Source organism: Caballeronia sp. GAWG2-1, from assembly GCF_023631405.1.
Taxonomy (GTDB): Bacteria; Pseudomonadota; Gammaproteobacteria; order Burkholderiales; family Burkholderiaceae; genus Caballeronia.
Genome location: NZ_JALQDD010000038.1, coordinates 113,746 through 135,770, shown reverse-complemented (window position 1 = coordinate 135,770; position 22,025 = coordinate 113,746). Strand labels below are relative to the sequence as shown.

Below are 22,025 nucleotides of genomic sequence, written 5' to 3'. Positions count from 1 at the left end.
CTCGTCGTATCGCAGGCCGTTTATAGCGACGGATTGCGCTTCCACGCTTCGTAAAGCGCCGAGCCTTGCAAGTCGAGCGCATCGAGCGGAACGAGGTCGCCCTGCTTTACATCGGCGAGAAGACGCTTGTTGGCCGCGAGATAGAACGGCGCCGCGACACCCGCCTTCGCGCGTTCGATGAGCAACGGCGTCGCGCCCTGAATGGTGTGATGATGGCCGCCCATGGCAAGCGTCTCGCCCGCCTTGAAGTCGCGTTCGGCACGCGCCACCATTTGCGCGTGCGGCAACTGCTCCGCGCTGCCAGTCGGCTGATTGAGTAATACCGCCGAAAAAATGCTCATCGGCGTTTCGAGACCCATCAGGTGATACGGCAAGTAGATGCATGCATAGCGGCCGTTCTTGCCGACCACATGGCCCTTTTGCTTGAGCAACTCCCAGGTTTCCTCGTCCTTGCAGCGCACGATGACGAACACGCCGCCACCGAAGCTCAGATCGTCCGGACGACGCAGGCAGTTGAAGACATCGACCACGCCGGTGCGCTCTAGAATGCCGCCGTCTTCCTTCGGCACGAAGATATCGGCGAGTTCATTCAAGCGCGCGAGCGGATAGTTGAGCGCATCGGCAGCCGGCACGAAGCCGGTCGAATTGGCGACGACGTTCATCTCGCAGTAATCGGGCGTCGCGCTTTGCGGCAGCATCGAGAGCGCCTTGCTACGGGCGGCGAGCGTCGCGGCGATATCGTCGCCTGGCGTCCAGCACGCATCGAGCGAGACTTCGTGGCGTTGATCGAGATAGTCGATGGTATGCGCGTCCGGATCGTAGATGAAGTCGTACTCGCTCGACTTGCCAGCCACGATCACTTCGAAACCGAGCACGCGCGCCCACGTCACGAGGCCGATCAGATTGCTCGGCTGATCGCCGTCGGGCGTCGTGTACGTCACGCCGTTTTCGAGCGCGAGCCGGTTCAGATACGGGCCCACGACCGAATCGGTTTCCTTGGTCGCCATCGCCACGTGCACGCCGCGCTTCAATGCGTTCTCGGCGATCTGCACGCTCACTTCAGGATGCCCCGTCGCTTCCACGACGATATCGAGCTCCACGTTCTTCAACAGCAAATGGTCGCCCACCAGCGCGATACGGCCATCGGCGCGAGCGGCGCGCACGTCGTCGGCGTTGTTGCAGACGCGCGCAGTATCGTTCGCGAAGCCGAGCGAAGCCAGGGCGGCGAGCGTGCCTTCGATATCGATATCGCACAGCGCGGCGATCTCGAGGCCCGGCAACGCGCGGCATTGCACGAGCAGCGAGCGGCCGAAGCCGCCTTTCGGACCGACGAGCGCCATGCGGATCGTGCGGCTGCCGAGCGACTTGAAGAGATGTTCGTAGTTCATGGCGATGTCTGTCCTTTAAGGCCTGATCTTGTGGGGAACGTGAACGGCACGTTTAGCCGATCACCGAGTTGATGAGGAGAATCACGCCGAGCGCGACGAGCGATTGAAACGAGACGAGCAGCGTCCAGGTCTTGAGCGTATCGGCGACCGAGAGGCGGAAATATTCCTTGAAAAGCCAGAAGCCCGAGTCGTTCAGATGCGAGAGCATCAGTCCGCCCGAGCTCACGGCGAGCACCAGAAGTTCGAGATTGACGCCGGGCGTGGCCGCCGCGATCGGCGCGACGATGCCCGCCGCCGTCACGGTTGCGACCGTCGCCGAGCCGATCGCGATACGGATCAGCGCCGCGACCGCCCAGCCGAGCACGAGCGGCGAGATCGACCAATGCGTGGCCCAATGCGCGATGGCGTCGCCGATATGCGTGGCGAGCAGCATCTCTTTCAGGCCGCCACCCGCGCCGAGGATCAGGATCACGGCGGCAGCGGGCGCCACGCTCTTGCCGAGGAGCTTTTGAATCTGCGGCAACGTGAGGCCGCTCTTGACACCGAGCGACCAGATTGCAAACAGCACGGCAATCAGCAACGAGACGATAGGGTCGCCCACGGTTTCGAGCAGTTCGCGCATCGGCGTGCCGGTCGGCGCGTAGTTGCGGCCGAACGTGCGGATCATCATCAGGACCGGTGGCAACAGGACCGTGACGAGCACGAGCGCGAGCGGCGGCGTGGCGCGGCCGGCTTTCTTGTCGTCGGCGGCAGCGGGCGAATAAAGACCCTCGCCTGGCGTAACCGGCAGAAAGCGCATGACGAAGGCCGTGAAGAGCGGGCCGGAGAGAATGGCCATCGGAACGGCGACGATCAGGCCGAAAAAGATCGTGCGGCCCGCGTCCGCATGCAACGCGGCAAGCGCGAGCGTCGGCGACGGATGCGGCGGCAAGAGTCCGTGCGAGACGTAGAGGCCGGCGGCCATCGGAATGCCGACGGCCATCAGCGGACTTTTCGTGCGATGCGCGATAGCGTAGACGAGCGGGACGAGCATCACGAAGCTCACATCGAACAGATGCGGCAAGCCGATGAGCAGCGACGCCGCGCAAATGGCCGCCGGAATCCAGCGCTTAGAACCGAGTCCGATGAATGCGTTGGCGATGCGATCCGCGCCGCCCGATTCGAGCAGCAAGCCGCCGAGCATGGTGCCGAGCCCGACCACGAGCCCCACGGAACTGAGAATGCCGCCAAAGCCTTTTTCAAAGCTCTTGATGACGGCGGTAGGCGCGAGTCCGGCCGCGCAGCCGAGAAAGCCGGCCGTGAGAATGAGCGCGAGAAACGGGTGAAGCTTGACCTTCGTGATCAGCAGTACCAGCAGAAGAATCGCGATAACGGGCGCGATCAACGTATAGAGCGAAGGCGACATGAAGTAGTGCGGCTCGAAAAGCGTGGCGCCCCGCCGATGTCGACGAGGTTTTCATTGCGGTATACCGGACGAATGCGACGCCCGAACGATGGAGTTATTTGCCGAAAACACGGACGAACTGCACGGGCATCGGCAAGAAACCCTTATTCAACGGTGTTTTCGGTTGATTGGCATGCAGGTCTCCAAGTCGCGTTCTTATGAATTTCGCAGGCGTCGGACGACGTTCTGCGCTCTGTCTAATTCTGGTATACCGAAATTTAGTTCTATCGTCGTGTACCGTCAAGTGCGGGATCGCACCTAGGCGGGGCAATTGTCGGCCGCAAATCTCAGGTGACGCGTTCGCTGGTAAAGTGGCATACCAGAGCGGCCGAGGATGTCGCCGCGCCGAGGGAACACGCAAATATGAAGGATTCAGACGACGAGCAGGAAGGCTTCGACAGCGCCGACGAGCCGGATTCGCTGCTCTCCATGCAGATTGCGCAACGCTTGCGCACGATGATCGCGACCGACGAACTCAAGCCCGGCGAGCGCCTGCGCGAGCGCACGCTCGCCGAACGGCTGACGGTCTCGCGCACGCCGTTGCGCGAGGCGCTCAAGGAACTGGCGGGCGACGGCCTCGTCGTCGTGCTGCCTAAGCGCGGCGCGGTCGTGGCGGACCTGAGCGCGGCGGAAATCCGCGAGAAGCTCGACGTGTTGGGCGCAATCGAGGCGTTTGGCGGCGAACAGGCGTGTCGTTTAGCGACGGATGCGGAGATCGCCGAGATTCGCGCGCTCCATCACGAGATGCACGCGGCTTACGAGCGGCGCGACCGCATGAATTACTTCCGGCTCAATCAGGCGATCCACGCGAACATCATCGCGGCGGCCAAGAACGCCACGCTCACGCAAGTGCACGAGCGGCTCAACCGGCAGCTTTATCGCTATCGCTTTCAAGGTAGCGTGACGTCGGAGACGTGGCATACCGCTATCGATGAACACGAGATCATCGTGCAATTGCTCAACGCGCGCGATGGCGCGCGGCTTGGGGAATTTCTGAGGCGGCATGTGCATAGCACCTGGGAGCAGATTACGCCCGAGCGCGACCACGAAGTGAAGGAGCAGACGCTGCAACGCGTATGATCGAGGAACCCTCACCCACCACAAAAAACCATGCTGTCGTCAGGAGACACCTACGAAGCAGTCGATGCCGCCTTCACCTGGCGCATCCCCGCGCGCTATAACATTGCGCAAGACGTGTGCGACAAATGGGCGGACGGCTCGAACCGGCTCGCGCTGATCGTCGAATCGAACGATCTCTCGCAGCAACGCTATACCTTCGACGACCTGCAACGCCTCTCCAACCGCTTCGCCAATGCGCTTGCCGAACGCGGCGTGCAGCGCGGCGAGCGCGTGGCCATCTTCGTGCGGCAATCGGTCGAAGCGGCGATCGCGCATCTCGCGGCCTATCGCATGGGATGCATTGCCGTGCCGCTCTTCGCGCTCTTCGGTATCGATGCAATCGAGTTCCGGCTCGCGCATTCCGGGGCCGCCGCCGTCGTGACGGACGCCGAAGGCGCGGCGAAGATCGCGTCGATTCGCGCATCGCTGCCGGAGTTGCGCCACGTCTTCGCGACCGATGGCAGCGACGCTACGTTCTGGCCCGCGCTCGAAGCGGCATCGGAAGAAGACACTCTCGTCGATACTTCCGCGGACGATCCCGCCGTCATCATCTATACGTCTGGCACCACGGGCAAACCGAAAGGCGCATTGCACGGACATCGCGTGCTGCTTGGGCATCTGCCGGGCGTGGAGATGTCGCAGCAATGCTTCCCGCTCGACGCGACGCTCATGTGGACGCCCGCGGACTGGGCGTGGATCGGCGGCCTCTTCGATGTGCTCTTGCCTTCGTGGCATCACGGCGTGCCGGTACTCGCGCGGCGCTTCGACAAGTTCGATGGCCACGCCGCGTTCGATCTGCTCGAACGGCATGGCGTGAGCCACACGTTCCTGCCGCCGACCGCGCTCAAGATGATGCGCGCGACGCCGCAAGCGAAAGCGCCGGCGCTCGCGTTGCGTTCGGTGGCGAGCGGCGGTGAATCGCTCGGCGAGGAGTTGCTGTCGTGGGGCCGCGCAACGCTTGGCGTCACCATCAACGAGTTCTACGGGCAGACCGAATGCAACGTGGTGCTCTCCTCGTGCGCCAGATGGTTCGAACCGCGCAACGGCGTGATCGGGCGCGGGGTGCCGGGGCACCGCGTGGCTGTCGTCGACGATTCAGGTATGCCGCAGCCTTTGGGCACGCCCGGCAATATCGCCATTGCCGCGCCCGATCCCGTGATGTTTCTCGGCTACTGGCGCGACGAGGCCGCGACCGCGCAGAAGTTTCGCGGCGACTATCTGTTGACGGGCGACCTCGGCATGCTCGACGCGGAGGGCTTCTTTCGCTTCATCGGTCGCGACGACGATGTCATCACGAGCGCGGGTTATCGCATCGGGCCGGGACCGATCGAGGACTGTCTTTTGAGGCATCCCGCCGTGCGCTTCGCGGCGGTCATCGGCGTGGCGGATGAACGGCGCACGGAGATCGTCTGCGCGGTCGTCGTGCTCAACGACGGCTTCGAACCGGGCGATGCCCTCGTGCTCGAACTGCAGCAGCACGTCCGCACGCGGCTTGCGGCACATGAATATCCGCGCGAGGTGCGCTTCGTCTCTGAATTGCCGATGACGGCGACTGGCAAGATCATCCGCAAGTCGCTGCGCTCGCAGTTCACGTCTTAGCAATCGCGCGTCATACCGATCCGGCGATGAAGTCTCGCAACCACCGATGCGCCGGATCGCGATGCACGCGCTCGTGCCAGAACATCGACATTTCATAGCCGGACACTTCGATTGGCGCGTCCACCACGTGCAGCGCCGCATCGTGCTCGACTAGCCGCAATGGCAGCATGCCCACGAGATCGGTCGATGCAATCAGCGAACGCACGAAGAGAAAATGCGGCGCGGACAGCACGACGCGACGCGCGACGCCGAGTGCCGCGAGCGCTTCATCGGTCGGACCGAAGAAGCCTCCGCCGTCCGGCGACACGATCACATGTTCGAGCGCACAGAACTGCTTGAGGCTGGGTTTGCGCTTGAGACGCGGATGACCCTTCCTCGCCACAAGCACATAGCGTTCGGTAAAAAGCGCCTGCCGATGCAGACCCGGTGGCGCGCCTTCGGTGATATGAAACGCAAGATCGATCTCGCCGCGTTCGGCTTGTCGCGCGAGACGCGGCGGCGTGGCTTCGAGCACGGCAATGCGCGTCCGCGGTGCGGCCAGCCGCAAGCCGTTTATCGCCGGCATGAGCACGGTGGACTCGCTGTAATCGGTTGCGGCTATACGCCACGTCAGCTCCGCGCTCGCCGGCTCGAATGCCTGCTCCGGCGACACCGCGCGCGCAAGTGCTGCAAGCGCTTCGCGCAATGGCTCGCGCAAACCCTCGGCGCGCGCAGTCGGACGCATGCCGCGCGGGCCGGGCAGCAGTAGCGGATCGCCGAAGATATCGCGCAGTTTCGCCAGATGCACGCTCACCGAAGGCTGCGAGAAGTTCAGCCGTTCGGCCGCACGCGTGACGTTGTGTTCGGCGAGCAGCGCGTCGAGTGTCACGAGCAGATTGAGATCGAGTCTGCGGAGAATATTATCCATCGTAATGCCTGGCATATTGACTATTCATTTCTAATATACCTTCATCCGCACTAGTCTGGCGGTCATACGAACCCGGAGAGTTGCAGCCATGAATGTGCTGATCGTCTATGCCCACCCCGAACGCCGCTCGCTGAACGGCGCGCTCAACGACTTTGCCGTGCAGCGCCTGCGCGATAACGGCCACACGGTGCAGGTGTCGAACCTGTATGAGATGAACTGGAAAACGACGCTCGACGCGAACGACGTGCGCGAGCGCAACACCGACGCGCCGTTTCATCCCAGTCTCGATTCGAAACACGCGTTCGCAAACGGCCTGCAAAGCCACGACATCGAAATCGAACAGGACAAGCTGCGCTGGGCCGACGCATTGATCCTGCAATTCCCGATGTGGTGGTTCTCCATGCCCGCCATCATGAAAGGCTGGTTCGAGCGCGTCTATGCCTATGGCTTCGCTTACGGCGTGGGCGAACACTCGGACACGCACTGGGGCGATCGTTATGGCGAAGGCATGATGTCGGGCAAACGCGCGATGATCATCGTGACGACCGGCGGTTGGGAATCGCATTACGACGCGCGCGGCATCAACGGCCCGATGGACGATATCCTCTTCCCGATCCAGCACGGGATGCTGTTCTATCCGGGCTTCGACGTGGTGCCACCGTTCGTGGTGTATCGCACGAGCAAGATGGATGAAACGCGTTTCGGGGCCACGCGCGATGCGCTCGGAGAACGGCTAGACACCCTCTGGGACAACGCGCCGATTGCTTATAGACGGCAGAATCATGGCGACTACCGCATTCCGCAGTTGACCTTGCGAGACGAGCATGCTGCGGGACAGACCGGATTTGCCGCGCACGTCGAATAAAAAGAAGCGGGCTCCTTTTGCAAGAGGAGCCCGCTTTGCCTTGCACGAGGATCAGTTCGGGTCCGCGTACTTCAAGGTCCAGCTAAAGTTGCGTTGCGCGCCACCCGCAAGAGAGAACGCATTCGCCTTGCATGCGAAGTTCGAGTGCAACTGGCCGACAGGCGTAGTCGACAGCGGATTGGTGACACCGTTCGCGACATCGAAATTCGACAGCGCGCAAGCATCGAAGCCGCTCGTGGCATAGCTCGTCGCGGCGCTATTGGCGTAGGTGACCGAGTTACCGTTCGCGCCCGCCGCCGTGCTTTGAAAGTCCGCGAACGAGGTAAAGTCCGTTTCCACCGCGAGCGGCGCCGCAAGGGTGGCCGAACTCAATGTGTCCGTACGCGTGATCGTGCCATGCGCGAAAGTCAGCACCGTGTGCGCTTGCAGGTCGATATCGGTCGTGTACGCCGCGTTCTTGGTCGCTTGACGGAATTTCGTCGTATCGAAGGAAACGGTCACCTGACCGTTGCTCTCCTGCACGCTCAGATTCTTGTAGTACGTCACCGGAATGTATGTCTTGCCGTTGTACGTCACTTGCGGAATCAGCAAGGCGTAACCCAGGTCGGTCGTGCCGTAGATGAGCTTGTCGGAGAACGGCACCGGATAGTACGGCGAATACGAGTTGTAGTCCGGCGCCTGACTCAGATTCAGGTTGATCACACGCTCGCCATCACGCACCGTCAGCAACGCCGCGTTATACGGATGCGCGCTGTCGCTCGGCAAGTTGTAATACGTGAGCGTGTAATGAGGCAATGCATCGCGCCATGATTTGAAATCGCTGTCGCTCATGGGGGCTTGGCCGCCGAAGCCGAGCTTGCTCCACCACGCGTTGACGTACATGTACTGATGCAGCAGGCTGAAGTTTTCGCCCATCACGCGAGGCTTGCCGCGATATGTGTCCGTGCCGCGCCCCTTCACCCACATGTTCACGGACGGCGTCGGCAGGTTCGGGTCGTACCAAAAGGTGTCGAAGCGCAGCGCTGCCTTGTAGATGAACGTGTAGGCGACCTGCATCTCCTTGGCACTCAGCACGCCCGCGTTGGCTGCGGCCGTGAGAATCTCCATGAAAGCGGAATCGCCGTAAGGTCCGATCGAGCGGCCGTAGTTGAAGCCCTGCCCGTCCGGATTGATCTGCGGCAGAATCAGATCGATCGACTTGCGCAAATAGCCCTTTAATTCAGGCGTCAAATTCGCTTCGTTGCCCATCTCGAGACTGCGCTCGACCGTCTCCGCGATAAGCAGCGTGCTGTAGCGGTCGAAGCGCGCCTGATCGTAGTAGGTCGTATGCGTGTTCGATGCCTCATCCGAGAAGCCGCCCGACGAATCATTGCGGATATGCTTGGTTAGCGTGTAGAGCAGCGCATCGCGCGCGCCCATGGTCGCAACCGCCGGGTCCGAAGTGGAGACGAAGCCCGGATTGCTCCAGCCGAGCTTCTGTCTCAGCCCGGCAATGCCATATGACACCGCATAGTAATTCTGCGCCGTGTTGAGCGAAGCCACGTCGATAGACGCGCCGCCAGCCGGGCACGTATTGTCCTTGCCGCTTGCATCGGGGCCGAACATGTCGCAGAACGTGAGGCGGCCTTGCAACGTGTTGAGCATGGCATCGCTAAAGACTTCGTTCAGCATGCCGTTCGCCTTCAAATTGTTGAGGGCGACGAGATAGTAATACTCGCCCCAGGACGTGTTCGCGTAGACGTAGTCGCCGCTCGCGGACTGCGCCATCATCGCCGTGGTTATTTTCTGATAGGTTGCAAGATAGTCGGCGTACTTGGGGTCGCCCTTCTTCTTCATGTCGATGAGGATGTAAGACAGACCGAGCGCCAGCTTGCCCGGCAAGAACTTGTCGCCCGTGTTGGTATCGAGTACGTGCACGGGGCTGCCATCGCCCAGATCCATCACGACCTGAGTGAAATCCGGCGACTTGCGAATGAGGTCGAAGAGCGCGCGCATCTGGCCCATCATCGTGATGGGGACGCCGGCGCCGGCGGGCACGCTCGTGTCGTTCGCGCCGTAGACCACGGCTTGAAGCGAATTGGCCGCCACAGCGGCGGGCGGCGGCGTGGAACCATCCGATGAGTCATGGCCACCGCATGCAGCGAGGACGAGCGCCGAGAGCGTGCCGAGCGCGAACGCACGTGTGATTTGCCTGTTTCGATTCATGTTGTCTCCGTCTTTAGTTATGAATGTGGGTAGTGCGGGATTTGCTTTATTGCGCGTCCTTTGAGCGCTTGGTCGACACCGGACGTTATTTGGCCTTCCGAAGTTTTTCATCGGAATCGGTGAAGATTAGAAATGATTTGAATGAGACCCCGAGCTTGAGTCAGCGAACTTCACCGGAAAACGTTTTCCTAATTTAGGCTTTGTAAGCCGATGCTGTCAAACGTTTTATCCAACGACTTGATAGGGGATTACCCGGCACGATCAAGGCATGGTTTTGCATAGAATCGGAGTTTCCGAAACAAAAAGGAAACCGTTTACTCATTTCTCGGCTGCGAACCAAATGTGAGCTTTCACCGCGAAGTGACGAGAAAGTCGACTTCTGCGCGAGATTGAAGAAACGCGGCATGCGTCTTCTGCCATGCCGTCTGCTTTCGCGCTGCAATAAGGGAATTTGAAACAGGTAACAGCGAGACTCAATCCGCGAACGGCTCATGCGCCTCGAACGAGGCAAGCCGCTGCGGACCGATCGATAGGCTAAACGCCTAACGCACTTCCATCTTGCGCTTTACAATAAGCGCGAGCGGCACAGTGAAAAAGATATGCGACATGAATCCGCCGATGACGACAGCCGGATCATAGTAATTCGGGTGATTGTCCGAGGCGATCATGATGGCTACATGCATCACTACCCACGCGAGCACGGCATAGAACAATGCGATGAACGTCGCCTCGTAGCCGCGTCGGCGAAAGTACGGCCAGACGAGTGCGAAGAGAATGCCCCAAGCAATGGCGAACACGAAGTGAATACCCGTGCCAATCACATACGCCCAAATGCCGCTCGCTTCTTGAAACGCTTTTCCGAAGACCAGCCCGGTCGCGTTACGCGGAATGCCCGCGAGGGGCATCAGATGCTGTACGCCTACCCAGATCAATGCTTCGTAGATCCAGATGACGACGGCGCCCGCCAGACCACCGGCTACACCGGCGCGTATGGCCGACGACGCGCTCGTGGGCTTGGGCGTTGCAATGCCGTTCGGAAACTGACTGCCGCTCGGATGCAGGTTGCTACTCATGGACGCTTCTCCGGAATGGTTATCAGGCGATGACGCAAGCTAGTCCCTGTGTTTGATCACGCAAAGGATGGGTTAACCATGCCCATGGGCTGGAAAATGCACGTCAGCATGATTTGGCGCGGTATTGCGCAGCAAGACCATGCGGTGCCCGATAAACAGATTCGATGCCTTCGAAGTGTTTTCGCATGAGTCAGGCGAAGCGTCTCGGTGAAGCCGCATACGGCATGAAGGACGCTTTCCTTGCGTATCATTTGCCTGGCTATCTGTTTTGTTTATCGGCCACCGGAAGCGAGGTGTGTCCGCTTCGCCTTGGTGCAGCATGCGGGCGCCGCAACGTTGACGCTTTAGAGCGCCGACGAAGCAGGATTGCCGGGTATACGCCCTCTCCCTATTGCGAAACTCTTTCGTCATCCTCCGTACTCGCTGGAAAGTGACCCGACGACCTCAGGAGACGATGATGCGATTACTCTGCAGCAACCCCGCCCTACTCAGACGATGCATCCGCACGCTATATGCTTGGCTTGCTCTTTTGACGACATGCGTATTCATGGCGCCTCAAGCAATGGCGGCCAATTCAAGCGGTCTAGCCGACCTCCCTTCGATCCTTCCCGCGATGAACTGCGCGGCAGTCGCCACGCTCGATCTAAGCGGCGTCACCGATGGTACCGTCACCATCACCTCGGCAACGGTCCTTGCAAAAGGAACGGTCATCAGCAACCCCGGCATGCCTCCAGGCGCGACGGCTGGACCCGGACTGCCTTCCGAAGTGTGCGATATCAAGGGAACCATAGGCCCTGGCGCATCGCTCTTTGAATTGCGCTTGCCGACGCAAGGCTGGACGCAGCGCTATCTGCAGACGGGATGCGGCGGTCTATGCGGCAATCTCTCGATCAGCGCGCCGATGGCATCGACCTGCGTGTCGGTCACGAACGGTCAGATCGCCATCTCCGCCACCGACATGGGCCACGAAGGCGGCAACGATGGCGCATGGGCGCTGGATCCGAAAGCCAAGATCGATTTTGCTTATCGCGCGGAGCACGCCACGGCGCAGGTATCCAAGGCGATCATCAACAAGTTCTATGCGCGCGCTCCGAAGTACTCGTATTTCGACGGCTGCTCAGACGGCGGACGTGAGGCGCTGATGGAAGCGCAACGCTATCCCGACGACTTCGACGGCATCGTCGCGGGCGCGCCGGCCAACGATCTGATCGTGCAGAACACGTTCCACCACGGCTGGGCGGCGGCGGTCAACATCGACCAGAAGACGGGCAAGTACATTCTGCTCGCCGACAAGTTGCCGATGATCCACGCCGCCGTGCTGAAGTCGTGCGACGGTCAGGACGGCGTGACGGACGGCATCATCGACAATCCGCAGGCTTGTCATTTCGATCCCGCGAGTCTCGTGTGTGCGAAGGGGCAGCCCGACGCCACGTGTCTCACGCCCGCGCAAGCCGCGGTGGTGCGCAAGATTCACGATGGCGCGACGGATCAGTATGGCCGTCATCTCGAACAGCCGATCGCGCGTGAATGGGGTTCGGAATTGCAATGGTCGCTCTTCGTGCCCGCGACGGACGCCGGACCTAGCGGCAGCATCAACTTCGTGATGCCGTTCCTGGCATGCCTCGACTACTTCAACGACTCGCGCCCGAACGCCGCGTTCAGCGATCTGAAGTTCACTGTCGAATCGTTCTGGAAGACCGTGCAGACGTCGAACTATCTTGCTGCAACCGATCCCGATCTGAGTGACTTTCATCGACGCGGCGGCAAGCTGATTCTCTGGCACGGCCTGGAAGACCAGCACATCTCGCCGCAATCGACGCTGCAGTACTACGCGAAGATGAAGGAATACATGGGCGACGAGCGCGTCGAGAAGTTCGCGAAGCTGTATCTGTTCCCGGGCGTTGCGCACTGCGGCGGCGGCGACGGTCCCAGCACCTTCGACATGCTGACGCCCGCCATGGCGTGGGTTGAAACGGGCGCGAAGCCGGGCAAGATCGTGGCATCGCTCGTCGATACGACCGGGCAGACCACGCGCACGCGTCCGGTGTTTCCGTATCCGCTGGCAGCGCGCTACACGGGCTCGGGCAGCACGGACGACGCAGCGAACTTCGTCGCGTACAACCCCGGCAACACCAACGTGAATCCGCATTGGGTCGGCGAGTTTCTCTATTCGCCGGGCTATGAAGCGTCATGCAGCGCGAACGGATCGCAACTCGTGTGCAAGGGCGGCAACCACTGGCGCGCCGCTCATACCGGTCATGACGACGACAACGGCTGGAACGACGGCCGCTGGGAGCACGATCATAGGTGATCGCACTTGATTGCATTTGATCGCACATGAGGAAAGCGCCGGCGCCTACTTCGAAGTCCGGCGCCTGGTCACCGCCCTCACGATCAACAAGCCGCCGACCATGACCGCCAGCGACATCAGCGTGGTCATGGTCCCGAGCGCATAGATGACCGGCGTGGTCACCGATGTCGTCAGGCCCTGCAATTCGAGCGGCAACGTATTCTGCTCGCCGATAGCCTGCGACGTCCGCGCGATTTCATCCCATGACAGCGTGAAGCCGAACATTCCCACGCCAATGACAGATGGCCCGATGATCGGCAACACTACATTCCTGAAGCTCTGCCACGGCGATGCGCCCAGATCGTGCGCCGCTTCCTCGTAAGCCGGATTGAAGCGGTTGAAGACAGCGAACATCACGAGCAAACCGAACGGCAGCGTCCACGTCAGATGGGCGCCGAGCGCGGAGGTGAAGAGGCCCATCGACGTGGTCCACGAATCCGCGAAAGAAGTAAAGCCCCACTCGTTCGCCAGATACTTGATCACGTTGTCGAGCAGACGAAACGTGAGGCCGATACCGAGCGACACGATGATCGACGGCATGATGAGACTCGCCACCGACACGTAGAACACGGCCGTATCGCCACGAAAACGCCTTCTGAAGGCGAGACCCGCCGTGACCGAGAACAGCACGGTCAGCACCGTGACCGCGAGCGCGAGCTTCACGGAGCGGCCGAACGAAGCCCAGATATCGATATCGCCCACACCCTGACGCAACTGCTCGAACCAGTGCAGCGAGACGCCGCGCATGGGAAAGGTCAGACCGCCTTCGGGACCTTGAAACGAGAGAATGAAAATGGTGATGACCGGTCCATACAGGAATAGCACGAACAAGCCGAACAGCAACGCGAGCCAGTAGAAGCTGGCGGGCCGGTGCTCCCGATGTTTCTTCAATCCCGCAATGCCGCTGGCCATGTCAAAGCTCCTTCCTGATATCGACCACACGCGTGAGCGCCCACACGATCATCAGCACGACGGCCAGCAAAATGATCGCGTTGGCCGCCGCGGCGGGAAATTGCAGATAGCCCGTCTGCACCTGAATGATCTTGCCCACCGACGCAATCTGCTGTCCACCCATTACGCCCACTGTGAGAAAGTCGCCCATCACGATGGTGATGACGAAGATCGAGCCAATGACGATTCCGGTCTTCGAGAGCGGCAACACGACATCGCGGATCACCTGCCAGCCGCTCGCCCCGCCATCGCGCGCGGCTTCCAAGAGCGACTTGTCGATACGCATCATCGCGTTGAAGATCGGCACGATCATGAAGAACGTGAACAGATGCACGAACGCGAGCACCACCGAAAAGTTCGAATACAGCAGCCATTCGAGCGGTTGATCGATGAGATGCGCGTTGATCAGCGCCTGATTCACGAGCCCGTTACGGCCGAGCAGCGGAATCCACGAGATCATGCGGATGACGTTGGACGTCCAGAACGGAATCGTGCAGAGCAAAAAGAGAATGGTCTGCATGGCCGTGGTGCGCACGTGAAACGCGAGGAAGTACGCAATGGAGAAACCGAGCACGAGCGTCACGGCCCATACCATTGCGCAGAACTTGAGCGTCGACCAATATGTCTTGAAGGTCACGCAGACATCGGTGAAGGAGCTGCAACCGTCGAAGATCGCCACATAGTTCTTGAGCGTGAACGCCGGGATGATCTGATATTCGTTGAAATCCCAGAAGCTTACGATCAACGTGATCACGAGCGGCACGATGAAGAACAGCACGAAGGTGAGTGTGAGCGGCGTGGCCTGCAACCAGGCGCTCACGCGCCGATGACGCTTCGGCGCTTCCTTCGCTTGCGACAGATACTCGACGGATGCCATCAGCAAATGCTCCTTGTGTGCATCATGCGAACCTCACGTGAACATCAGGCGGCGATGAACTCGTTCCACTTCTGCACCATGTAGATGTTCTCGTCCATCACCGCGTTCCAGCATGCAATGGCGCCCATGCGCTGGGTATAAGAGCCGCCGTCGCGCACCGCGCCGGTCTTTTCGAGCAATTGGCCATCGGGTGCCTTGATGTCCTGTGTCGCGGGCTTGCCTTCCATCCAGTAGTCCCACTCGTAAGCTTGCATGTGCGTCTTGGCCGTCTCCGTCACGCCGGGGTAATAACCCTGGCGCATTAGATAGGCGCCCGCCCAGCCGTCCTGGAACCAGTTGACGAACTCATAGGCCGCATCGAGCTTCTTGCCTTGCAGCGAACGCGGAAAGCCGAAGCCCGACGCCCACGAGCGATAACCTTCCTTCAGCGGCTGAAACGTGCAGGCGATACCCATGGTGCGCACCTTCGTGACCGCGGGCGACCACATCGACTGAATGACCACTTCGCCCGATGCCATCAGGTTCACGCTTTCGTTGAAGTCGCGCCAGAAGGCGCGGAACTGACCTGCGCGCTTCGCTTCGATCAGCACCTTGATGGTCTGATCGATCTCGGCCTTGGTCATGTTGCCTTTGTCGCCGTACTTGACCTGACCCATTGCTTCGATGGCCATTGCCGCATCCATGATGCCGATAGCCGGAATGTTGAGCAGCGCCGCCTTGCCCTTGAATTGCGGATTCAACAAGTCGGCCCACGTGTTGACCGGACGCTTGATGAGGTCCGGGCGAATGCCGAGCGTATCCGCGTTATACGTCGTGGGAATGAGCGTCATCCATTCGGTAGGCGTCGCGGAGAACTCCGTCGAGCGCGCGCCCTTCAAGAACATCACTTTCTTCGGGGCCGTGCCCTGATCGCCAATCTTCTTGCCGTTCACTTCGCCCTTCGTGAGCACCGGCGTGATCTTGTCCGCGAGCTTGATGCGCTTTGCATCCATACCGGCCAGCGTGCCCGCCGGAATCAGCTTCTTGAGGGAAAAGTATTCGGTATCGACGATATCGAACGAGTTGGGCTGCGTGATGATGCGCTTGGTGACGTCATCGGTCGTCACCGGAATGTATTGAATCTCGATGCCCGTGTCTTCCTTGAACTTCTTCGCAATGTCCGCGCTCTGGTTGACCGCCGTGCCGAGATAGCGCAAGGTGATCTTCTCTTGCGCATGCACGTAAGGGAACCCGGCGATGCCCGCCGCCGCCACGGCGCCCTTGATGAAAGTGCGGCGCGTACGGCTGCGGCTTTCCAGTTCCTCTTTGGTCTCTTTGATTTCCTGAGTCGCTTGCGGACGTGCGTTGTCATTGCTCATAGCCTTCCTCCTCGTTTCGGGTTTTGATGTGTTTGGCTCAAGCGCGCATCACGCCGCGAGCGGATGCGCGTTGCGTTGATCCCACCAGACGGTCACGCGCGCATCGGGGCCGAGGCGCTCGGCGTCGTAGTCGGCATCGCTGACGATAGAAACGAGTTCGGGGGAACCGTCGAGCGGCACGAGCGTCATGCGCACATGCGTGCCTTGATACTCGGCCTCGCGCACCGTGCACGCGAGTCCGCCGATACGGCTCAGTCCTCCCTCGCCCGCGCTCGTGCCGGGGGTCGTGCCCTGCGGCGCGATCCGCAGATGATCCGCACGCACCGTGAAAAGCCCGCCCTTCGAACCGAGCACGTTATGGCCGCCGAGAAAGCGCGCGACGAATTCGGTGCGCGGCCGGTTGAAGACTTCGAACGGCGTGCCGCTTTGTTCGATATGACCGTGACTCATCACGACGACGAGATCGGCGAGCGCCATTGCTTCTTCCTGCGAGTGCGTGACGTGCACGAAAGTGATGCCCAGTTCTTTCTGCCAGCGCTTGAGTTCGGCGCGCATCTGCACGCGCAGGAAAGGATCGAGCGCGGAGAGCGGTTCGTCGAGCAAGAGACAGCGTGGTTCATTGAGCAAGGCGCGCGCGAGTGCCACACGCTGCTGCTGCCCGCCGGAAAGCTGCGCGGGCTTGCGGTTCGCGTAGGGCGACATGGCGACGAGTTCGAGCAGTTCGCCCGCGCGCTTTCTGCGTGCTTCCTTCGCGACGCCGCGCATCTTGAGGCTGAAGGCGACGTTATCGAGCGCGGACAGATGCGGAAAGAGCGCGTAGCTTTGAAAGACCATCGCGGTGCCGCGTGCGGCCGGCTGTTCGCGCGTGACGTTGCGCCCGCCGATCAGCACATCGCCTTCGGAAATCCACTCGTGCCCCGCGATCATGCGCAAGGTCGATGTCTTGCCGCAGCCCGAAGGACCGAGCAGGCAACAGTACGCGCCGCCGGGAATGCGCAGGTCGATCGCATCGACGGCGACGGAATCCGCATAGCGCTTCGTCACGTGAACGAGTTCGATATCGGCGGCTGTCGCGTGAACCACGGTTGATGCCGGCTGAACCATGAAGGCTTGTCCTTATGAACGCGCTGACGGGAAATGGCTTGCAGCGCGAAGCCATTGCAAGACATATGCCATTTGCTGTCGTGGTTCGGCTTCATCGCATGCAACGCGTAGCGCAGTATGCGTGTCGACACGTTGGCTCGCATATTGCACACGATCGCAAGCCTCGATCGTCGGCACGTCGCGACGCGAGGCGTGTACGTTCGCGGTGCGCAACAGGTCCGCCTTGGGGCACGACGTAACCAAACCGGTTCATGCATTCATCGACAATGAGCGACTTCAATCCCGATGTACTCCGATCGCACGGCCGTTTCGACTATCAAGCGATTCATCATGGCGAGCCGTATTGCTGGCCGAACGGCGCGCGTCTCGCGGTTTATCTCGGCTTCAACCTCGAACACTTTGCGTTCGGCGAAGGACTGGGGGCCGCGCTCGGACCACTATCGCCGCAACCGGATGTCCTCAACCATAGTTGGCGCGAGTACGGGAATCGCGTGGGCGCGTGGCGTTGCATTGAATTGTTCGATGCGCTCGACATGCCCGCGGGCACGCTCATCAACACGTCGCTCTACGATCATTGCCCCGAGCTGATCGAAGCATGTGTGGCGCGGGGCGATGAACTCATCGCGCACGGTCACACGAACGCCGAGCGTCAGAGCGATTTCGACGAAGCCGGCGAGCGCGCACTGCTCGCGCACTGTCGCGAACGCATCCTTGCGGAGTCGGGCGTGATGCCGCAAGGATGGCTATCGCCGTGGATCTCGGAGACGCATCACACGCCGGACCTCCTTGCCGAAACGGGTTACGGCTACACGCTCAACTGGTGTCACGACGACCGGCCCGTGCGCATGAAAACACGTCACGGCGCGCTGTGGTCCGTGCCTTATCCGCAAGAGCTGAACGATCTGCCGATGATCATGGCGCGGCATCTCGACATGTGCGCGTTCACCGACATGATCGTCGACCAGTTCGATGAAATGGTCGAACAGACGCAACGCGCGAGCACGCCGCAGGGCCTCGTCATGGGGATTGCGCTGCATCCGTATATCGTCGGGCAGCCGTATCGCTTGCGTCATTTACGGCGCGCGCTCGCGCATATCGCGGCGGCGCGCAACGACATCTGGCTCACCACGCCCGGCGCAATCGCGCGGCACATGGAACAGGCGGCGAGCACGGCCGCGCGCGCCGCATGAGCTCGCCGCGCATGCGTGATCAAGCCGATGCCGCCGATATGCGCATCTATCGAAGCATCTTCGACGGTGTGCTGAGCCGGCGTCTCGCGCCCGGTACCAAGCTGCCCGAGCCGGAACTGTGCGAGCTCTTCGGCGTGGGCCGCGCAGTGGTCCGGCGCGCGCTCGAAAAGCTCGCGTACGACGGCATCGTGGTGTTGCGGCCCAACAAGGGCGCGGTGATCGCACAGCCGACGCGCGAGGAAACGCGCGAGGTGTTCGAAGCGCGCCGCTCGGTGGAACGCGCGCTCGTCGAACTCGCGGCGGAGCGCGCGAGCAGCGCGGATATTGCCGCCTTGCGCGAGCAACTCAACCAGGAACACGAAGCGATGCACCGCTTCGATCAACCGTCATGGGCGCGCCTCGCGAGCGAGTTTCATCTGCGTATCGCGGCGCTCGCGGGCAATGCCATCCTGCTGCAGTATCTGAACGAACTCGTATCGCGCTGCTCGCTTATCGTTGGCGTCTATGAACCGGCGGGCAACGCGCCATGCGAGCACGACGAGCACACCGCCATTCTCGATTGCCTCGAACGACGCGACGCAAAAGGCGCGGCGGCGCATATGAACGCGCATCTGCAGGGACTCGAAGCGCGTATAGAAACCACACGGATGCCGGGCACCAAGAGCCTTGCGCATCTGCTCGGCATTGAAAAGGTGCAATGACATGGAAATCGACTTCGAGGCCATCACCGAATACCAGCGCTACAAGCTGATGGCGAGCCTCATCGTGCCACGGCCCATTGCGCTCGTGACCACGCTCGGTGCGGATGGCACCGTGAATGCCGCGCCTTTCTCGATGTTCAACATGCTCGGCGAAGAACCGCCCATCGTGATGATCAGCATCAACCGGCTCGCGGATGGCACGTTGAAAGACACAGCCGCGAACGTGCCGCGCGAGAAGGAATTCGTCGTCCATCTCGCCGATGAAGCAATCGCCGAGCAGATGCATCGCTGCGGCGAACGCTTCGCCGCCGATGTCAGCGAACTCGACGCGGTTGGTTTCACCGCGCTGCCGTCGCTGCGCGTGAAGCCGCCGCGCATCGCCGAGGCGCCCGTCGCGTTCGAATGCGTGCTGTGGGAAACGCTGGAAACCGCAAGCCGGCACATCTTCATCGGCAAGGTATTGATGCTGCACGCACGCGACGAGCTCATCGACCTCGACACCTGGCGCGTGCGCTTACAGCATTACTTTCCGGTCGGGCGCTTCGGCGCAAGCGATTACGTGACGACCCGCGACCGCTTCGAGTTGTAACATGGAGACCGTCAAGGCTCGCGACCGCCATCATGCCCTCCACCGTCCGCAATTCGCTGCTATGGGTTTTCGAGCCGCTCGAGAGCGATGACACGTTCATTCAAAAGCGCATGTTCGGTTCCGACGCCGCGTATATCGATGGACTGATGTGTCTCGTGGCCGCCGACCGCGACAAGCCCTGGAATGGCGTGCTCGTATGCACCTCGCAAGAGCATCATGCAGCGCTCATCGAAGACATTCCGGCTTTGCAGCCACATCCCGTGCTCGGAAAATGGCTTTACGTGCCGCAGGACGATCCTGCGTTCGAAGACACGGCGCGTCGGCTCGCGGAACTCGTACTCGCTCGCGATCCGCGCATCGGCGTCGTGCCGGGTGCGCGCAAACGGCGCAAACCAGCGAAGCGAAGCGCGCTTGCACGGACTTGAGCCTGTCCGATAACGCACGGCGAACCAGCGTACACTGAGCGACTGCGCACGATCAGGTTCCATGATCGGTCAGCGCCTTTCGCTACCCGTTCTGCCCTCGTACTCATGCCCAAATCAACGCACAGTGGCGCGGCCGTGCCCGCCACCGAAGCGGAACGTCTCTATACGCTGCGAAGCTTCGACGTACTCGATTCGTTGCCCGAACCCGCTTTCGACGACATCGCCACGCTGGCCGCGACGATCTGCCAGTCGCCTATCGCGCTCGTTTCGCTGATCGACCGCGACCGGCAATGGTTCAAGGCGTGCATCGGTCTCGGCGCACGCGAGACCCCACGCGATCAGGCGTTCTGCGCGCATGCCATTCTGGAACCCACCTCGCTGCTGGTGATCGAGGACGCGACGCTCGATCCGCGTTTCAGGGACAACCCGCTCGTGCTCGGCGAGCCGCATATCCGCTTTTATGCGGGCGCGCCTATCGTCACGGACGACGGTCACGCGCTCGGCACCGTCTGCGTGATCGACCGCGAGCCGCGTGCCTTGAGTCAGGAACAATGCACGGCGCTCGAATCGCTCGCGCGTCAGGCTGCCATCATGCTGAAGCTGCGGCGCATGGGCATTCAGCGCGGCGAGGAGAAACGCGAACTGCAGCGCAAGATCACCGACGCACTCGCCGATGACGACGCCGCGCACGAAACGTTCAAGCAGAATCAGCGCGTGGGTTCGGTCGGGCAGTTGACGGGCGGCATTGCGCACGACTTCAACAATCTCCTGCAGACCATCAGCACGTGTCTGCAACTCGTCGAGCATCGCGCGCACGACGCGGATCAGGTGCGCCGTTGGAGCGCCAACGGTCTGCAGGCGGTCACGCATGGCGCGGCGCTCATCAGGCAATTGCTGACGTTTTCCCGGCAGGAATCGGTCGAACTGGAGTCGCTGTGCGTCACGCGTTCGGTGCACGGCATGAAGGAACTGCTGGCGCGCGTGCTCGGGCCCGAAACCCAGCTTGCGTTTCAGCTTCGCTCCGAAGGCGTTCGCGTGCTGACCAACGCGACGCAACTCGAAGCGGCGCTGCTCAATCTCGTCATCAACGCACGGGACGCAATGCAAGGACGCGGGCGCATAGAAGTCGCCACACGTGTTTTCGAAGCCGAGGGCGACCCCGATCTCGCGAATGGCAATTACGTGGAGCTGCGCGTGTCGGATACCGGCCCCGGCATGCCGCCCGAAGTCGCCCGGCGCGCGTTCGAGCCTTTCTTCTCGACCAAGCCCGAAGGCAAGGGCACGGGGCTCGGGCTTTCGCAGGTGTATGGCGTGGCGCTCAAAGCGGGCGGGATCGCGCGTATCGGCACGGAACCGGGCGCGGGCACGACCGTTTCGCTGTATCTGCGAACGGCCGTTCAGGAAGCGGGCGATGCTGACGGCGAATGCGAATCGGCGAGCCCGGTCGCGCTGCGAAAGCGCGTGCGCATCATTCTGGTCGATGACGAAGCCAACGTGCGCGAAGCGTTATCTGAACTGCTGCGCGACGCGAACTACGATGTCGAAGCGGTGAGCGGCGGCATTGCGGCGCTGCAAGCGATCGATCGTTCGCCGCCCGATGTCGTTGTGACCGATCAGGCCATGCAGGGCTTGAACGGCGGCTTGCTCGCGCGCATTCTCGCGGAAACGCATCCGCGTCTGCCGGTGATGTTCATGACTGGCTACGACGATATCGATGCCGTCAAGGCGACGCTGCCCGAGGACGCCATCGTATTGCGCAAGCCCGTCTTACTAGATGAATTCGCGCAGGGCGTGCAGACGTTGCTGGGCGACTAGCGCTGTGGCTCGTTGCGCGGCCAGCTGCAAGAAAACGACTGAGCGTTTCCGCACTACAGGGAAAC

18 protein-coding genes are annotated in these 22,025 nt (G+C 61.4%); 9 read left to right on the top strand and 9 right to left on the bottom strand.

The window, feature by feature from the left end:
* Positions 1–20 precede the first annotated feature (20 nt).
* Positions 21–1,388: an NAD(P)H-dependent oxidoreductase gene (locus tag NCR98_RS24980; RefSeq protein ID WP_250469280.1), complete on the bottom strand. Its 1,368-nt coding sequence runs from the start codon at positions 1,386–1,388 to the stop codon at positions 21–23.
* 52 nt (positions 1,389–1,440) lie between these two features.
* A complete protein-coding gene (locus tag NCR98_RS24975; protein ID WP_250511003.1) occupies positions 1,441–2,793 on the bottom strand; it encodes a GntT/GntP/DsdX family permease in 1,353 nt (450 codons plus the stop codon).
* A 402-nt stretch (positions 2,794–3,195) separates the two neighbouring features.
* Here NCR98_RS24975 and NCR98_RS24970 point away from each other — a divergent pair, with 402 nt between their 5' ends.
* Both NCR98_RS24970 and NCR98_RS24965 read left to right on the top strand, forming a co-directional pair.
* A complete protein-coding gene (locus tag NCR98_RS24970; protein WP_250527632.1) occupies positions 3,196–3,912 on the top strand; it encodes a GntR family transcriptional regulator in 717 nt (238 codons plus the stop codon).
* 30 nt (positions 3,913–3,942) lie between these two features.
* A complete protein-coding gene (locus NCR98_RS24965) occupies positions 3,943–5,550 on the top strand; it encodes an acyl-CoA synthetase (protein WP_250527631.1) in 1,608 nt (535 codons plus the stop codon).
* Positions 5,551–5,560: 10 nt separating this feature from the next.
* Here the strand turns inward: NCR98_RS24965 and NCR98_RS24960 are convergent, their stop codons facing one another.
* A complete protein-coding gene (locus tag NCR98_RS24960) occupies positions 5,561–6,472 on the bottom strand; it encodes a LysR family transcriptional regulator (protein WP_502799805.1) in 912 nt (303 codons plus the stop codon).
* Positions 6,473–6,545: 73 nt separating this feature from the next.
* On the opposite strand from NCR98_RS24960, the gene NCR98_RS24955 reads away from it, so the two are divergent.
* Entirely contained in the window at positions 6,546–7,322 is a 777-nt protein-coding gene (locus NCR98_RS24955; RefSeq protein WP_250494522.1) for an NAD(P)H-dependent oxidoreductase, read from the top strand.
* 51 nt (positions 7,323–7,373) lie between these two features.
* Here NCR98_RS24955 and NCR98_RS24950 read toward each other — a convergent pair whose 3' ends face one another.
* The gene (locus NCR98_RS24950; protein WP_250527629.1) at positions 7,374–9,527 is read right to left on the bottom strand and encodes a hypothetical protein; all 2,154 of its coding nucleotides are present in this window, start codon (positions 9,525–9,527) and stop codon (positions 7,374–7,376) included.
* Positions 9,528–10,069: 542 nt separating this feature from the next.
* Positions 10,070–10,600, bottom strand: coding sequence for a hypothetical protein (locus tag NCR98_RS24945; RefSeq protein WP_250527628.1), 531 nt, complete (start codon positions 10,598–10,600; stop codon positions 10,070–10,072).
* A 454-nt stretch (positions 10,601–11,054) separates the two neighbouring features.
* Between NCR98_RS24945 and NCR98_RS24940 the strand changes: the two genes are divergently transcribed.
* The gene (locus NCR98_RS24940; RefSeq protein WP_502799804.1) at positions 11,055–12,911 is read left to right on the top strand and encodes a tannase/feruloyl esterase family alpha/beta hydrolase; all 1,857 of its coding nucleotides are present in this window, start codon (positions 11,055–11,057) and stop codon (positions 12,909–12,911) included.
* Between the two features lie 45 nt (positions 12,912–12,956).
* Here NCR98_RS24940 and NCR98_RS24935 read toward each other — a convergent pair whose 3' ends face one another.
* From NCR98_RS24935 to NCR98_RS24920, 4 genes are read right to left on the bottom strand one after another with little or no spacing between them, the layout of a single operon-like run.
* A complete protein-coding gene (locus tag NCR98_RS24935) occupies positions 12,957–13,862 on the bottom strand; it encodes an ABC transporter permease (protein WP_284503942.1) in 906 nt (301 codons plus the stop codon).
* Between the two features lies 1 nt (position 13,863).
* Positions 13,864–14,778, bottom strand: a complete 915-nt coding sequence (locus tag NCR98_RS24930; RefSeq protein ID WP_244830873.1) for an ABC transporter permease — start codon at positions 14,776–14,778, stop codon at positions 13,864–13,866.
* Positions 14,779–14,822: 44 nt separating this feature from the next.
* Positions 14,823–16,136 (bottom strand): ABC transporter substrate-binding protein, encoded by a 1,314-nt coding sequence (locus tag NCR98_RS24925; RefSeq protein ID WP_250527626.1) that lies wholly within the window; start codon positions 16,134–16,136, stop codon positions 14,823–14,825.
* Between the two features lie 48 nt (positions 16,137–16,184).
* A complete protein-coding gene (locus tag NCR98_RS24920) occupies positions 16,185–17,240 on the bottom strand; it encodes an ABC transporter ATP-binding protein (protein WP_244830875.1) in 1,056 nt (351 codons plus the stop codon).
* Between the two features lie 251 nt (positions 17,241–17,491).
* Here NCR98_RS24920 and NCR98_RS24915 point away from each other — a divergent pair, with 251 nt between their 5' ends.
* The 5 genes from NCR98_RS24915 to NCR98_RS33395 all read left to right on the top strand — a co-directional run bounded on the left by NCR98_RS24915 (position 17,492) and on the right by NCR98_RS33395 (position 21,960).
* Entirely contained in the window at positions 17,492–18,430 is a 939-nt protein-coding gene (locus NCR98_RS24915; protein ID WP_250469268.1) for a polysaccharide deacetylase family protein, read from the top strand.
* Between the two features lie 11 nt (positions 18,431–18,441).
* Positions 18,442–19,131: a GntR family transcriptional regulator gene (locus NCR98_RS24910; RefSeq protein WP_250527625.1), complete on the top strand. Its 690-nt coding sequence runs from the start codon at positions 18,442–18,444 to the stop codon at positions 19,129–19,131.
* A gap of 1 nt (position 19,132) precedes the next feature.
* Positions 19,133–19,720, top strand: a complete 588-nt coding sequence (locus tag NCR98_RS24905) for a flavin reductase family protein (RefSeq protein WP_244830878.1) — start codon at positions 19,133–19,135, stop codon at positions 19,718–19,720.
* A gap of 32 nt (positions 19,721–19,752) precedes the next feature.
* Entirely contained in the window at positions 19,753–20,145 is a 393-nt protein-coding gene (locus tag NCR98_RS24900) for a hypothetical protein (protein ID WP_250469265.1), read from the top strand.
* A 105-nt stretch (positions 20,146–20,250) separates the two neighbouring features.
* On the top strand, positions 20,251–21,960 hold the full coding sequence (locus NCR98_RS33395; protein ID WP_284503467.1) for an ATP-binding protein: 1,710 nt from the start codon (positions 20,251–20,253) through the stop codon (positions 21,958–21,960).
* Positions 21,961–22,025 lie beyond the last annotated feature (65 nt).